The organism is Komagataeibacter sp. SM21 (assembly GCF_041402665.1).
GTDB classification, from domain to species: Bacteria; Pseudomonadota; Alphaproteobacteria; order Acetobacterales; family Acetobacteraceae; genus Komagataeibacter; species Komagataeibacter saccharivorans.
On the sequence record NZ_JBGLOV010000012.1, the window covers coordinates 62,833 to 77,539 of the forward strand.

Sequence of the window (14,707 nt, forward strand, 5' to 3'; positions counted from 1 at the left end):
TATGCATCGCCCGCTACTTACGGCTGGCGCCATCTGGCGTATCGCTGATCTGTTACGTGGCGCGTTGCAGCCGGATGAGTATGGGCCGGTCATTCTGGCCTTTACGGTGCTGCGTCGTATGGAACAGGCCCGCACTCGTCCCGCTGCCGGACTGGCGGGTGTAGCGCAGGCGGTGGACGGACTTGCGACGTTCGAGACCTTGCTGGCGCGGCTGCCCCGCTCCGTTCAGTCCATCATGACGCAGCTTGATGTGCGTGCGCTTGCCCACCGTCTGGCGCAGGCGGAACTGCTGGACGCGGTCGCAGCGCATTTCGCGGCCCTTGATCTGGCGCCTGCGCATTATGGCACCGAAGGCATCGCGCGCCTGTTTGAGGAACTGGTCCATCATTTCACCACCAGTCGGGGCACGGGCGTGCATTACACCCCGCCGGAGGTCACGGACCTTATGGTGGACCTGGTTTTTGCTACTGATACGGTCCCCACGCGACATGATCTGTATGACCCTTCCGCCGGAACGGGCGCGTTGCTGGGGCGTGCGGCGGACCGGTTGCAGACGCGGGGGACGGAAATACGCCTGTTCGGTCAGGAACTGGGCCAGCAGTCCTGTGCGCTGTGTCGGGCCGACCTGTTGCTGCGGGGGCAGTCGCCTGCGCAGATTACGCAGGGCAATACGCTGACGGAAGACGGACACGGGAAGCGACATTTCGCCCGCATGCTGGCCAATCCACCGTTCGGGCTGGACTGGCGCAACATCCGCTCCGCGATACAGGCGGAACATGCCCGTGGTCCAGCCGGGCGTTTCCCTGCCGGATTGCCCCGTTTGTCGGATGGGTCGATGCTGTTCATGCAGCATCTGCTGGCAAAGATGCGCAGCCCCCGCCATGGCGGCAGCCGTGTGGGGGTTGTGACCCATGCGGGCGCACTATCCGGTGGCGGTGCGGAAAGCGGGGAATCCGCCATTCGGCGTTATCTGGTGGAACACGACCTGATCGATGCCATCATTGCCCTGCCCATGGGCATGTTCGTCAATACCGGCATCGCTACATATGTGTGGATACTTGATAACCACAAGCCCGCCGCCCGGCAGGGTAAAGTGCGACTGATTGATGCCTCCTTCCTATGGAGCAGGGCGATGCGCAGCAGTGGTGAAAAACGTCGAGAAATGACGCCGGGGCACCTCAGCGCCATCATGGAAGCCTGCATGGCAGGCGCGGAGATGGATGTGGTCCTGCATGAGGGGGAAGATGGCGCAGCGGAGCACTGGGACATGCTGGCAGCCGATGCGCCGCAGGAAAGAGTCCTCTGTCACGACCCGGATGCACCGGTGACGGAGGTGGCCAAGCCGCCGGTTCCGAACGATCAGGATACCCCTTTTGACGGAGGTGGTGGGATCGACTGGCCATCATCATCCCGTCGGGTGGGATTTTCGCGCATTGTGGCAGGGCGGGATTTTCTCTACCGCAGCCTCGTGGTCGAACGTCCGGTGCATGATGACGCACCAACCCGTACGGTATTTCTAACCGATATGGCGCAGGACCCGCATGCGTGGTTCGCCAGCATGATCCGGCCCCATGATGCCGAAGCCCGACTGGATATGACACGGGCGCAGGTCGGGTGCGCGATTTCGTTTCCACGCTATTTCCATCGCCCTGCCCCGCACCGACCGGTGGAGGAGATCGTGCGGGACCTGCACCACTCCATGGACCGGCTTGCGGCCCTCATGCCTGATATGACGGGGAAGAAGCAGGCGTAATAACTGTTACAGGGTCAGGGTGTGTTTACAGCCCTGTCTTTTCCCGTTCGCCCAGACTGAACAGGAAGTCGCCTATCGTCACCATCTCCGCGTGATGTTCGAGTACATGATAGGCAAAGGCCAGTGCCCCCGCACGGCACGCGCCGCGCTGCTGTGGATCGGCTATGGCGTCAAAATCCGCAGTATGTGCATAGCCGATAAGGCGGCGGATGATCTCGACCGCGGCAAAGCCGATTGTATCAATCAGGATTTCATCAATGAACGCCTGCTGCGCTACACGCGCCGCCGGTCCGTAGGCAAGCGGACGGAGCGTGCCAGCAGGCGCGGCTTCATTCATGTTCCATAAAGTAAGGAACTGTTCCTGAAAACAGGCCCAGAAGGCCGCTATGTCCCGCAATGTCGCCTGTCGCGCGGCGTGGTCCGGGGTGGCGAAATAATGCAGGACAAGATTGCCGATGAACATGCCGCAATCAAATCCGATAGGGCCATACAGGGCAAATTCGCCATCAATCACGCGCGTATCGTCCGGCGTGCTCATGATCGAACCGGTATGCAGGTCGCCATGCAGCAGGGCCTGTGGCTGCGACAGGAACCGGCGGCGCAGGTTCTCGACCGCCATCAGGGTCGCCGCACTGGATCGGATATCCAGCACGATCGGGGTCAGTTCCGGTTCTTCCCAGTGGTTGCGCGGATGGTCACGGTAGGGATGGTCAAGCACCAGATCGAGCGTGATGCGCGTCAGGGCCTGATTGGCGCAGAAAATGCCCCGTGCCGTGAATACGTCCTCAAACGGGCGGGCAAGCAGCGATGTGCCGAATGTGGTATGGGCTACGAATGTTGCGATGCGCGGGGCCACGCCCGGCCAGTCCACGCCCTGCATCAGGGCGGAGCGCAGGACGGTATGGCCAGACAGGCTTTCGACAATCAGGACATAGAGTACCGGGTCAAAATGCAGGAATTCGGTCGTTAGCGCACCGGCCAGAGGCTGAACGGCGCGTAGCCATTCGGCCTCGAAAAACGTGCGGTCGAGCGGCATTTTCCATGCTGGATCGACACGGACATGGGGTAATGACTGTTTAAGGCAGACTTCCCCCGTATGGCCGGTAACGATAAATACGTTGTTCAGGTTGCCGTCGCTTACCTCGCGCACCTGCCAGTGTTCCACCGTGCCGCCAAGGCGCGCGGCAATGTCCGGCAGACCCGCGATCAGATCGCGGATGCCGGCTGCATCCAGCGTGCGGTAGGTGGTATGGTTCATGCGGTCGTTTCCTGCCACGGACTGCGTGCGGCCCGTCGGCCACGGTTACGTCAGGGTTGCGCGCAGGCGACGGTTATGCAACGCTTTTTTTAACGCACCGCAGGTTGCAACAGGAGTAACCTGAGCGGCAGACAGGCAGGATGGGAGCACGATCCATGATTAAAGACCCCAAGGTTATCGAACACCTTAATACACAGCTTACCAATGAACTGACGGCCATCAACCAGTATTACCTGCATGCCCGCACGCTGCGCCACTGGGGCGTGACCCTGCTGGGCAAGAAGGAATACGAGGAATCGATCGAGGAAATGCGTCATGCCGACTGGCTGATCGAGCGCATCCTCTATCTGGGTGGCCTGCCCAACGTGCAGCGTTACAACCAGATCCTTGTTGGTCAGGACGTTGAGGAAATCCTCAAATGCGACCTGAAGCTGGAAGAAAAGGCAATTGGCGACCTGCGTGAAGGCATCGCCTATTGTGAAAGCGTGCGCGATTATGTCTCGCGTGATCTGCTGCTCAAGATCCTGGTGAATGAGGAAGAACATGAAGACTTCCTTGACCGTCAGTTCGACCTGATCAAGCAGATCGGCATTGAACGCTACATCAAGCTGAACTCCGCCGCCGCTCCCGATCAGGACTGACCTGATCCCCTGCCCGTTCGCGGGCAGACCATGGCGGTGACTGTTTACCGCCCCTGACGCCCTGATGCGCAGGCCAGTCGATATGGCCCGCGCTTCAGGGCGTTTTTCATACGCCCCCTGTCTGGGCGAGGGCCGCGCTACGGGGCCACATGACATGGGCGCTGGCCATGTCAGCATCATGCCAGCGCAGGGTGCCAAGGCTGCCAGCCCCTACAGGCTGGTGGGCCCCGTTGGCTGCGTGCGCGGCGGCGGGGGCTGCATTTGCACTGTCCGTTCCCCGCCCGTGGTTCCAGCGCAGGCGCGTGACAGGTACCCTGCCCGATGTCGTGGTGCCCTGCCCCCGACGTGGCAGCCAGTAGCCCGCACCCGCCATGCACGCGCCAAGCTGGGTAATGGCGGCGGCAAAGGGCGAAAGCACATGATGATGAAGGAAAACGGGCCTTAGCGCGCGACGCACCTCCGCCTCGCGTCCTTCCTGTGCGGCGGCGGCGGCGGCCAGAAAGTGATTTTCCGTGCGGGTCAACCGCGTGGCGCTGCATATCGCCACATCCACCGGCTGGGCCTGAAAGGCGCGCAGCCGGGCCAGCGCCATATGGAATGCATTTGCCACAGCGGCGAAATCCGCCCGGAAAAATGGTAGCGCCAGCCCCGGTACGGTGGAACGGTCATGGGGGTTGCCGTTCAGGCGGCGCACGCACCAGACCAGCAGGCGTTCGCTGCACGAAAGATCATTCATGAAAACTGTCGTGTCGGTCATCATCCGCTCGGGCCGTAGCAGAGCCCGCTCCCTGTTGTGTCGGTGATGATTGTATAATGCGAAAGATTATCAATTGCAATTAAAATCGATAGCCTGAACTGCTTATCCCTACTGGACCCCCATGGTCTGTTTGGATTACGTTACAGAGCGATGAAAGAGCAGACTTCCCCCGATTCTCCCCTTGCGGATCTGTGCCGTCAGCGTGGCCTGAAACTTACAGGCCAGCGTCGGACGATCGCCTTTGTCCTGTCAGACAGCGATGATCACCCGGATGTGGAAGAACTGTACCGCCGTGCGGTGGCCGTGGACTCCCGTATTTCCATTGCCACCGTGTACCGTACCGTCCGCCTGTTTGAAGAAAATGGAATTCTTCAGCGGCGCGATTTCGGTGGCGGTCGTGCCCGCTATGAAGTGGCCGATGGCGACCATGGGGATCACTATCATCTGATCGATGCCGACAGCGGCAAGGTGATCGAGTTCGAGAATGCCGAACTCGATGCCCTGCTGGATACCATCGTGCAGCAGATGGGCTATGGTCTGGTCACTACCCGGCTGTCCGTTGTCGGCCGCAAGAAGGCAAAGACACGCGGCGGGAACTGAAACTGTTCCTGCCCCGACCCACTTTACCAATTATGGTCTGATAAGCCGGTCAGTTCCGGTCCGGCTGGCATGAACCGTCACGTGGCGGGGCAAGCCAGTTGGGATGACGCTGTTCTATCCATTCCAGCATACGGGCGCTGAGCCTGCGGAGTGCCGGCACGTCTTCGGCCAGCAGGATGATGCCCAGCGGCAGCATCCATAACCCGAGTATGGGCAGAAAGCTCAGTACGCCCCCCAGAATCAACAGGCAGCCAAGAATCCCACGCAGCCATGCCCTGCCGGGCTGAAGCAGCCAGATCATTGCCCGCTCGCCGCGCGCAGGCAGGCGCCGGAGTAACCGGTCCAGCCTTTCCCGGCGCTTATGCTCATCCGATAGTGGGTGGCGTGGGCGGGTGTCAGCCATCATGGGATCGTTCATGCCGGTACAGATGGGCATTCCGCCAGAATGTTGCAACCGGCACGCGCGATCGTGAGCGGCAGTTCAGGAAACGAAAGCGGTCTGGATAACCATATAGTCCTGTGCGTCCGGGATGCAGGCAGATGGTCAGGTCCGTGGTTTGGGGTGGACGCCCGTCAGACCTGCCTGTAAGGAAATTTATATGTGTTTTTTGGTAGCGTGGTTCTCGTCAGGGTCATGCCTGAAGCCGGCGGGAGGAGATGCGTTGCCGGTTGTCGTATCTGTCCATACGGTAGGCCCGATCAACGCAGTCCATTGAAAAGTCATATTTAACCCTACAGAGTGTTTGCATTACCATATTTTGGGAGCAGTCAATGTCCAGCATCAGTCATTTTGCCGGCAAGCCGGTCGATCCGGACCGTCTTGTCAATATCGATGCCCTGCTGGATGCCTATTATACCCGTAAACCCGATCCGGCCATTGCGGCGCAACGGGTAGCGTTCGGAACATCGGGGCACCGGGGTTCATCGCTGACCACCAGTTTTAATGAAAATCATATCCTGTCGATCAGTCAGGCCATCTGCGATTATCGGAAGGGTGCGGGCATTGATGGTCCCCTTTTCATCGGGATCGACACGCATGCGCTGTCCCGGCCTGCGCTGAAATCGGCACTTGAGGTATTTGCCGCAAATGGTGTGGAAACCCGTATTGACGCAAAGGACGGCTACACCCCTACCCCCGTCATTTCGCATGCCATCCTGACCTACAACCGCGACCGCAGCAGCGCGCTGGCCGATGGCGTTGTCATCACCCCGTCCCACAACCCGCCGGAAGATGGTGGTTTCAAATACAATCCCCCCCATGGTGGCCCTGCCGATACCGATATTACCAAGGTGGTGGAAACCGCAGCCAACGATTACATCGGCAAAAATATGGAAGGGGTGAAACGCATTGACTATGAAGCGGCGTTGCAGTCCCCAATCGTGCAGCGTCACGATTACATCACGCCTTATGTGAACGATCTGGCAGCGGTCGTGGATATGGACATTATCCGTGACAGCGGCATTTCCATCGGTATCGACCCGCTGGGCGGGGCTGCGGTGGATTACTGGCAACCCATCATTGACCGCTATGGCATCAATGCGACCGTTGTCAGCACGGAGGTCGATCCCACCTTCCGGTTCATGACGGCGGACTGGGACGGGCAGATCCGCATGGACTGTTCCTCCCCCTACGCCATGGAACGCCTTGTGGGTATGCGCGGGCGTTTTGATATCGCTTTCGCCAATGATACCGATGCTGACCGGCATGGCATCGTGTCGGGTCAGTATGGGTTGATGAACCCGAACCATTATCTGGCCACCGCCATCGAATACCTGTTCAACAACCGCGGCAGTTGGGGCGCGAATGCCGCTGTGGGCAAGACGGTTGTCAGCAGCAGCATGATCGACCGGGTGGCGAAGGAACTGGGCCGCAGGCTGGTTGAAGTGCCTGTTGGTTTCAAATGGTTCGTTGACGGGTTGTATAATGGCTCCCTTGGGTTCGGGGGGGAGGAAAGTGCCGGTGCGTCCTTCCTGCGTCGTGACGGCACGGTATGGACGACGGATAAGGACGGCATCATCATGGGCCTTCTTGCCGCCGAGATCACGGCCCGTACCGGTCGTTCCCCCGGTGCCGCGTATGAAGACATGACGGGCCGCCTTGGCACGCCGTACTACGCCCGTATCGACGCTCCGGCCAACCCGGAGGAAAAGGCACTTCTGAAAAACCTTACCCCCGAGCAGATCGGTATGGATGAACTGGCCGGTGAGCCGATCGAAAGCACCCAGACCCGTGCGCCGGGCAACGACGCGGCAATCGGGGGGCTGAAGGTAAAAGCCATGGACGGCTGGTTTGCAGCGCGTCCATCCGGCACGGAAAATGTTTACAAGATCTACGCTGAAAGCTTTAAAAGCGAAGAGCATCTCAAGCGCATCCAGACCGAGGCACAGGCAGCCATTTCCGCACTGTTCGCCAGGGCGGCGGAAAAACAGCAGGGCTGATTTTTCGGGGTTTCCTGCGCGACCTTTTCCGTGCAGCGACAGAACGGCAATCGTGAACACCGGGCGGGACGTTTTTTCTTCCGTCTGGTGTGACGATGCGACACAATGTAATCCGATAGTCTAAAGAGGAGGCCGTTATGCGTTACCTCATCGATCAGACACGCGAGGGATTCGAAGTCGCGAAACTGCTCGGCATGCTGGCTGTTGAACGTTTTTTCCGAAAACAGGCTGTCCGCTAGGGCGGACATAAACGGACACGGATCGGATGGAACATCCTTCCTTCCAGCACCGCTACCGCTGCTGCGCGCGCATGCGTGAAATGGCGTCTGTTGAACTGCTTATGCGGCGCTGCCCGGTTTTTGCACGCAACCGTGGCGCGGTCGGGCGGTTAACTCCCCTTGAAAGCCAGAATAGCTGGAGAGGAGAAAACCAGTGCGCAACCTTACGCGGATGATGTTTGCCGTGGCCATTGTTGGCTGTCTTGCCGGGTGTGACAAACCCAAGCCAGCCGGTGGCGGATCGGACGGCGGCGGTGGCCCCGGTGTCAGCACGCATGGCGGTACCGCACCGCAGCAGTAATATCATGAAATGAGGGGTTGCCTGCCTTCGGGGGCAACCCTTCTTTCATCAGCCTTCGGACAGCCCTTCCAGCAGGCGGGCTACAGCTTCCGCGCCGGGGTCGGGCACATTACGGACATGTTCACTGGGCACGTAGGCTGCACGGCCCGCACGGGCGCTGTTCATCGTAGTGGTTGAATCGGCCCCCTTGCGGGCGGCCTGGGCGGTCTGCCGCAACGTGCCGCCATCAGCCAGTGTTTCCAGCGCAGGGTAAAGCGCATCAATCATGGTGCGGTCACCCGGTCTGGCGCCCCCGCATTCCATCATATGGGCAAGCCCATCGCGCAGGGCCTGCTGCCACGGTTGCTCGCTGCGTCCGGCGGCCGAGAACATGATGGCGAACAGCACGCCGCTCGAACCGCCCGCATGCTGGGTCAGGATATTGCCGATTGTAGTCATGAGCTGGTGCGGGTCATCCATGGGCAGCCGGTCGATGGCGGCAATGATGTCACGGGCCGCACCGGCAAAGGTGGAACCCGCATCGCCATCCCCGATCTTGCCATCCAGTTCATTAAGTGGCGCTTCGTTGGCCACCAGAACGTCCGCACCGCGTTCCAGCAGACCTGCCATCATGGCATTGCGGGTTGGCTTGTAAGGGAACGGATCGGGCATTTCGGGCATGGGAACGATTGCAGGCGCGTCCAGCGGCGCGATACCGGGCCACGCATGTGGCTGGACAGGTGCCTCAAGGGCCTGCCGGATGGTATCGTCCAGTTCAATCAGGGTGAGCGAGAACCCGTTCATGTCCAGTGCGGTCATCAGGGATGCCGGACCGATGATGTGCGAGACGTGGCGCGCCAGCGGTACATGGCTGAAGGATTCCAGCAGCAGCGTCATCTCCACCTCCGGCACGCAGCCGAGGTTGTTGAGCAGCAGGGCGTGATGGCTGTCGCCTGCATTGGCGGGCAGACTGGCTTCCAGCGTGGCGGCGGCCTTGTGCATGAGATCATTGGCGCTGGCCAGTGCGATACGCTGCGCGCCCGGCTCCCCATGGATGCCAAGGCCCAGTTCGGCCTGATCGGCTGTAAGGCGGCTGCCGCGCCCCGGCTCATACGGATTGCAGTCCTCAAGCGCCAGGCCGATGGTGCGCATACGCTTTGCGGCCATGCGTAAGAAATCGGCAATACGCGCCAGATCCCAGCCCTGCGCGGATCCGTAACCGGCCAGCTTGTGCGCCAGCACCGTGCCCGCAACGCCGCGTGGTGTGGTGGAATCCGGCAGGGCGATGTCGTCACCAATAATCACGACTTCAACCTGTTTGCCCATCGTGCGGGCGCGTTCGGCTGCAAGGCCGAAGTTCAGCCGGTCACCGGTATAGTTCTTGACGACAAGAAGGCACCCGGCCTCCCCCGTCGTGGCAAGGATGGCCGCCACGATTGCGTCCACACATGGCGAGGCGAACAGCGCGCCGCACACGGCAGCCGTCAGCATGCCCCTGCCCACAAATCCGGCATGGGCGGGCTCATGTCCGGACCCGCCACCGGAAATGATGGAAACCTGTGTCCGGTCCGGTTCGCGCTGCATGATGACGCAGGTATCGGGGTAACCATCCAGTCGGCACAGGTGCTGTCCTGCGGCAGAGCGCAGGAAACCGTCCAGAGATTCAGTTACGATTGTGTCTCGCGTATTGAAAAAACGCTTCATTATTATGCTTTCTCCCTCGGCGGCCCATGGCTGGCGGCGCGGCTGGTGAATATGGCCGCGAATGCCCGCCTGACAAAACAACGGATTATGTCAGACGTGGGTTGCGCCGGGCGCGGTCCCCTCTCCCGCCGGTTCTGATGCCGGAGGGATGTGGAGGTGATCATCGGGGTGGTTCAGCTTGCGGTGCGGGTCATCCAGTCCCGGCACACGGCCATGATGGCCGAAATTGACCAGTCGCGCTTCAAGCAGGTGCAGTTTGCCCAGTAAATTCATGCGGATGGCCATGACGGCAAGTGACGCCCCTGCAAACGGCCCGACCACATAGACCCATAATCCCGCCCATTCCCCCGCGAACAGGGCCGGGGCCAGTGTCCGGGCGAAATTGACGCTGTTGCCGGACAGCCATGCCGTAATCGGGTTCATGACAAGGAAAAACAGCCCGCCGGACCATGGCGTGATGAATTTCCAGCGCGGATGGGCTGCAAGCCAGTACAGCATGGCAATCAGGGCTGCGGTAACGAACATTTCCGACCACATCGCCCACCAGATGGATATGTGGTCATACGGCACCGTCGCTCCGTAATGCACGGCCACGGCCATATTGCCCCACCATGCCACCAGCTTCCCGGCTTCATACACCATCGCCGTACCAAGGAAGGCCCCGATCACCTGCGCGATCATGTAGTTTAAGGCATCGATCCCCCCAATGCGTTTCGCCAGTGAAAACGCCAGCGTGACGGAAGGATTGATATGCGCCCCGCTGACCTTGCCAAACGGGGTCATGGCTGCCGCCGTGCCCGACAGGCCAAAACACAGCCCGCACAGCGCGGTCTGGATGTAGGGGTGGTGAAGCAGCGGGGCCGATAACGGACTGCCGGGTGCGGTAAGGAGTATAACCGCGCTCAGGCCCAGAATCATCAGGACGGCCGTGGCCACCGCCTCGCAGAAATACAGCTTCCAGTGAAACGGGTTATGGGGATGGGGATCACCCGCCAGTGGGCGGTCATGCACATGAATATGCAGGTAAGGCAGGTGCAGATGCGGCAGACGCATGGCCGGTCTCCTCGTATTTTGGCACGTAGGGTCCGGCAGTCTGGCAGACGGGAATGATGCCTTCTGATATGCGCCGGTGGTGGCAGGGACCATAGCAGCCCCTGCCCCGACCGGGTCGGTGTTTAGAACAATCCAGTCATGCCATCACGAGTTCGCAATTCATTCCTCCGCAGCGGGCGTGATGGAGGCATCAAGGGCCGCCTGCAGGATATAGGCGGCGGCCATCCGGTCCACGACCTCCCCCCGGCGCTGGCGGGTCATGTCGGCTTCCCCGATCAGGAAGCGGTTCACGGCAGATGACGACAGCCGTTCATCCCACATCGCGGCAGGCAGTCCGGTCATGTCCGACAGGTTGAGCGTCCAGTCCCGCGCCGCCTGCGCTGCGGGGCCAAAGCTGCCATCCAGCGAAAGGGGCAGGCCGACCACCAGCCCGCCGACATCCTGCGTATGGGCGATCCGGCTGATTTCGGCCGCGACGACAGACAGTTTCCCGCGCTTGAGCGCCATATGGGGCGATGCCAGCATCAGCCCCACATCCGACAGGGCGACGCCGATTGTCTTGCGTCCGGGGTCCAGCCCCAGCAGGCGCTGGCCCGTGCGCAGGCGGGAACGGAGATCGGATATGTTGAACAGGGGCATGGTCGGGGGTATGTTCCTCAGCAGGTCCTGCGCCGCAGGATATTCTTCCCCTGTTACGATGGAAAGTTATTGCTTCATGTCGCTTGATCCCGCGACCGTCCGCCGCATTGCCAGACTGGCACGGATTGGTATTGACGAGTCTGATCTTCAGTCCCTGCAAGGGGAGCTTAACGGGATCCTCGGCTGGGTCGAGCAGCTGAACGAGGTCGATGTCGAGGGGGTCTCCCCCATGGTCGGCACGGGCCACGCCGCCCTGCGCACGCGTGAGGACGTGGTGACCGACGGCAATTGCCGTGAGGCCGTCCTGTCCAACGCGCCCGATGCTGATGGCCCCTTCTATACCGTGCCCAAGGTTGTTGAATAAAATGAGCCTGACCGAACTGACGATTGCCGATGCCGCGGCTGGCCTGCGCAAGCGCGCCTTCAGCGCCGTGGAACTGGTGCGCGCCCATACGGACGCCATTGGGGCGCTGAACCCGCGCCTTAACGCCTATATCACCCCCACAGCCGACGCGGCCCTTGAAGCCGCGGCCCATGCCGATGCCGCGCTGGCGCGGGACGAGGCAAAGCCGCTGACCGGTATCCCGCTGGGTATCAAGGATCTCTTCTGCACTACGGGCGTGCGGACCACGGCGGCCAGCAATATCCTGAAAAATTTCGTTCCCCCATACGAAAGCACGGTCACGGCCAATCTGCTGCGCGATGGCGCGGTGTTTGTCGGCAAGACCAATCTTGATGAATTCGCCATGGGGTCGGCCAACATCACCTCGGCTTTCGGGCCGGTCGAAAATCCGTGGAAGCGCAAGGGTGAGGCCGATACCGTTCTGGTGCCCGGCGGTTCTTCCGGTGGTTCAGCCGCAGCTGTCGCAGCCGGGCTGGCCATGGGTGCTACCGGCACTGATACCGGCGGTTCCATCCGCCAGCCCGCTGCCTATTGCGGCATTGTGGGGCTCAAGCCCACCTATGGCCGGTGCAGCCGGTTCGGCACGATTGCCTATGCCTCCTCTCTCGATCAGGCGGGACCCATGGCGCGTAGCGTGCGTGACTGTGCCATCATGCTGCAGTCCATGGCCGGGTTCGACCCGCGTGACAGCACCAGCGTCGACAGGGACGTGCCGGATTATTCGGCAGCCATTGGCCGCAGCCTGAAGGGGCTGAAGGTTGGTATTCCGCGTGAATACCGTGCCGAGGGCCTGTCGGCAGAAATCGGTGCGGCATGGCAGCAGGGTATCGAATGGCTCCGGGCCTCAGGCTGCGAAATCGTGGATGTGTCCCTGCCCCACACGAAATACGGCCTTGCCACCTATTACATTGTGGCCCCTGCCGAGTGTTCATCCAACCTGGCCCGTTATGATGGCCTGCGTTTTGGTGAGCGCGTGGAAGGCCAGACGCTCGATGCCATGTACGAAGCAACCCGCCGTGCGGGTTTCGGACCGGAAGTGCGTCGCCGCATCATGATGGGCACCTATGTCCTGTCCGCCGGGTATTACGATGCCTATTATCTGAAGGCGCAGAAGGTCCGCACACTGATCCGCCGCGACTTTACGGAATGCTTCCAGCAGGTTGACGTATTGCTGACCCCCACCGCGCCGACACCTGCCTTTGCGCAGGGTGAGCAGAGTGATGATCCGGTCCAGATGTACCTGAACGATATCTTCACCGTTCCTGCCTCCATGGCGGGTATGCCCGCCATGTCGGTGCCGGTCGGGCTTGGGGATACGGGCCTGCCGCTTGGCCTGCAACTGATCGGTCGTCCGTTTGATGAGGAAACCCTGCTGGCCGCAGGCAGCGCGCTGGAAAGTGCAGCGGGCTTCACCCACCGGCCTGCCATCCGTGCGGAGGGCGCGAAATGAGCTACACGATCGAAGGCAAGACCGGCACATGGGAAATTGTGGTCGGGCTTGAAGTCCACGCACAGATCATAAGTCACTCGAAGCTGTTTTCCGGAGCTTCCGCTTCCTATGGTGGGGAGCCGAACACGCATGTCAGTCTGGTTGATGCCGGTTTTCCGGGCATGCTGCCCGTCCTGAACCGGGAATGCGTGGCACAGGCCGTTCGCACGGGGCTGGGGCTGCGTGCGCGCATCAATCTGGAAAGCCGGTTTGATCGCAAGAACTACTTCTATGCCGATCTGCCCACGGGTTATCAGATCAGTCAGTTCACCCACCCCATCGTGGGCGAAGGCACGGTCGAGATCGAACTGGCCGACGGCACCGTACGTCATATCGGCATTACGCGCCTGCATATCGAGCAGGATGCTGGCAAGTCCATGCACGATCAGGACCCTGCACGCTCCTTTATCGATCTGAACCGTGCCGGTGTGGCCCTTATGGAGATCGTAAGCGAGCCGGATATCCGTAATCCGGAAGAAGCTGGAGCCTATCTGCGCAAACTGCGCCAGATCCTGCGTTATCTGGGCACATGCGATGGCAATATGGAAGAAGGGTCCATGCGTGCGGACGTGAACGTATCCGTGCGCAAGGCTGGTGAGCCGTTCCGTACGCGTTGCGAGATCAAGAATGTCAATTCCATCCGCTACGTGATGCATGCCATTGAGGTCGAGGCCGCGCGTCAGGTGGAAGTATGGGAAGATGGTGGCGAGGTGGATCAGGAAACCCGCCTTTTCGATCCCGCACGCAATGAAACCCGCTCCCTGCGCAGCAAGGAAGATGCGCACGATTACCGCTACTTCCCCGATCCTGACCTGCTGCCGCTGGTGGTGGAACAGGAATGGGTGGACGAACTGGAACGTGCCCTGCCCGAACTGCCGGATGACAAGCGTGACCGTTTCATCAGGCAGTATGGTATCCCCCGCTACGACGCCAGCGTGCTGGTCGCCGAACAGGCGATCGCCGATTACTACGAGGAAGTGGCAAAGGGCCGCGATGCACGCCTTGCCGCCAACTGGGTCACGGGTGACCTGTTTGGCGCACTGAACCGTACTGGTCGCACCATTCAGGACAGCCCCATCTCGGCACAGGCGCTGGGTGGCATGCTGGACCTGATGGCCGACAAGACGATTAACGGCAAGATCGCAAAAGAAGTGTTCGAGGACATGCTGGAGACCGGCGACAGCGCGGCCGACATCGTGGAGCGTAAGGGGCTGAAGCAGGTAACCGATACGGGTGCGATCGACGCGGCCGTGGCGGACGTGCTGGCGCGCAATGCCGACAAGGTGGAAGAATACCGTGGCGGCAAGGATCGTCTGTTCGGCTTTTTTGTCGGTCAGGTGATGAAAGCCATGGCAGGCAAGGCTAATCCGGCCATCGTGAATGAAGCCCTGAAAAAAGTTTTGTAAAAAAGGG

14 protein-coding genes are annotated in these 14,707 nt (G+C 60.8%); 8 read left to right on the forward strand and 6 right to left on the reverse strand.

Annotated elements, in window-relative coordinates; all coding sequences use genetic code 11:
* Window position 1: 1 nt before the first annotated feature.
* On the forward strand, window positions 2–1,753 hold the full coding sequence (locus ACBR42_RS12230) for an N-6 DNA methylase (RefSeq protein ID WP_371208186.1): 1,752 nt from the start codon (window positions 2–4) through the stop codon (window positions 1,751–1,753).
* Between the two features lie 25 nt (window positions 1,754–1,778).
* On the opposite strand, the gene mtnK is transcribed toward ACBR42_RS12230, so the two are convergent.
* Complete coding sequence (gene mtnK / locus ACBR42_RS12235; protein ID WP_371208187.1) at window positions 1,779–3,011, reverse strand: S-methyl-5-thioribose kinase; 1,233 nt, start codon at window positions 3,009–3,011, stop codon at window positions 1,779–1,781.
* A 155-nt stretch (window positions 3,012–3,166) separates the two neighbouring features.
* Between mtnK and bfr the strand changes: the two genes are divergently transcribed.
* The gene (gene bfr / locus ACBR42_RS12240) at window positions 3,167–3,652 is read left to right on the forward strand and encodes a bacterioferritin (RefSeq protein ID WP_102323615.1); all 486 of its coding nucleotides are present in this window, start codon (window positions 3,167–3,169) and stop codon (window positions 3,650–3,652) included.
* Between the two features lie 106 nt (window positions 3,653–3,758).
* On the opposite strand, the gene ACBR42_RS12245 is transcribed toward bfr, so the two are convergent.
* Window positions 3,759–4,388, reverse strand: a complete 630-nt coding sequence (locus ACBR42_RS12245; protein WP_371208188.1) for a hypothetical protein — start codon at window positions 4,386–4,388, stop codon at window positions 3,759–3,761.
* A gap of 171 nt (window positions 4,389–4,559) precedes the next feature.
* Between ACBR42_RS12245 and ACBR42_RS12250 the strand changes: the two genes are divergently transcribed.
* On the forward strand, window positions 4,560–5,009 hold the full coding sequence (locus ACBR42_RS12250) for a Fur family transcriptional regulator (protein WP_102323617.1): 450 nt from the start codon (window positions 4,560–4,562) through the stop codon (window positions 5,007–5,009).
* A 49-nt stretch (window positions 5,010–5,058) separates the two neighbouring features.
* On the opposite strand, the gene ACBR42_RS12255 is transcribed toward ACBR42_RS12250, so the two are convergent.
* Window positions 5,059–5,415: a hypothetical protein gene (locus ACBR42_RS12255; protein ID WP_254057891.1), complete on the reverse strand. Its 357-nt coding sequence runs from the start codon at window positions 5,413–5,415 to the stop codon at window positions 5,059–5,061.
* 365 nt (window positions 5,416–5,780) lie between these two features.
* On the opposite strand from ACBR42_RS12255, the gene pgm reads away from it, so the two are divergent.
* Together pgm and ACBR42_RS12265 are read left to right on the forward strand one after the other, a co-directional pair.
* Entirely contained in the window at window positions 5,781–7,448 is a 1,668-nt protein-coding gene (gene pgm, locus ACBR42_RS12260; RefSeq protein WP_371208189.1) for a phosphoglucomutase (alpha-D-glucose-1,6-bisphosphate-dependent), read from the forward strand.
* 432 nt (window positions 7,449–7,880) lie between these two features.
* Window positions 7,881–8,027 carry a hypothetical protein gene (locus ACBR42_RS12265; RefSeq protein WP_162900467.1) on the forward strand — a complete coding sequence of 49 codons (147 nt, stop codon included), beginning with the start codon at window positions 7,881–7,883 and terminating at the stop codon, window positions 8,025–8,027.
* A 48-nt stretch (window positions 8,028–8,075) separates the two neighbouring features.
* Here the strand turns inward: ACBR42_RS12265 and ACBR42_RS12270 are convergent, their stop codons facing one another.
* The 3 genes from ACBR42_RS12270 to ruvX all read right to left on the reverse strand — a co-directional run bounded on the left by ACBR42_RS12270 (window position 8,076) and on the right by ruvX (window position 11,402).
* Entirely contained in the window at window positions 8,076–9,710 is a 1,635-nt protein-coding gene (locus ACBR42_RS12270) for a dihydroxyacetone kinase subunit DhaK (protein ID WP_371208190.1), read from the reverse strand.
* A 90-nt stretch (window positions 9,711–9,800) separates the two neighbouring features.
* Entirely contained in the window at window positions 9,801–10,763 is a 963-nt protein-coding gene (locus ACBR42_RS12275) for an MIP/aquaporin family protein (RefSeq protein WP_282758964.1), read from the reverse strand.
* 159 nt (window positions 10,764–10,922) lie between these two features.
* Complete coding sequence (gene ruvX / locus ACBR42_RS12280) at window positions 10,923–11,402, reverse strand: Holliday junction resolvase RuvX (protein ID WP_102323621.1); 480 nt, start codon at window positions 11,400–11,402, stop codon at window positions 10,923–10,925.
* Window positions 11,403–11,478: 76 nt separating this feature from the next.
* Here ruvX and gatC point away from each other — a divergent pair, with 76 nt between their 5' ends.
* From gatC to gatB, 3 genes are read left to right on the forward strand one after another with little or no spacing between them, the layout of a single operon-like run.
* Window positions 11,479–11,766: an Asp-tRNA(Asn)/Glu-tRNA(Gln) amidotransferase subunit GatC gene (gatC, locus tag ACBR42_RS12285; protein WP_371208191.1), complete on the forward strand. Its 288-nt coding sequence runs from the start codon at window positions 11,479–11,481 to the stop codon at window positions 11,764–11,766.
* A gap of 1 nt (window position 11,767) precedes the next feature.
* Window positions 11,768–13,255, forward strand: coding sequence for an Asp-tRNA(Asn)/Glu-tRNA(Gln) amidotransferase subunit GatA (gene gatA, locus ACBR42_RS12290; RefSeq protein WP_371208192.1), 1,488 nt, complete (start codon window positions 11,768–11,770; stop codon window positions 13,253–13,255).
* The gene (gene gatB / locus ACBR42_RS12295) at window positions 13,252–14,700 is read left to right on the forward strand and encodes an Asp-tRNA(Asn)/Glu-tRNA(Gln) amidotransferase subunit GatB (RefSeq protein WP_102323623.1); all 1,449 of its coding nucleotides are present in this window, start codon (window positions 13,252–13,254) and stop codon (window positions 14,698–14,700) included. The genes gatA and gatB overlap by 4 nt, the downstream gene beginning before the upstream one ends.
* Window positions 14,701–14,707: the final 7 nt, after the last annotated feature.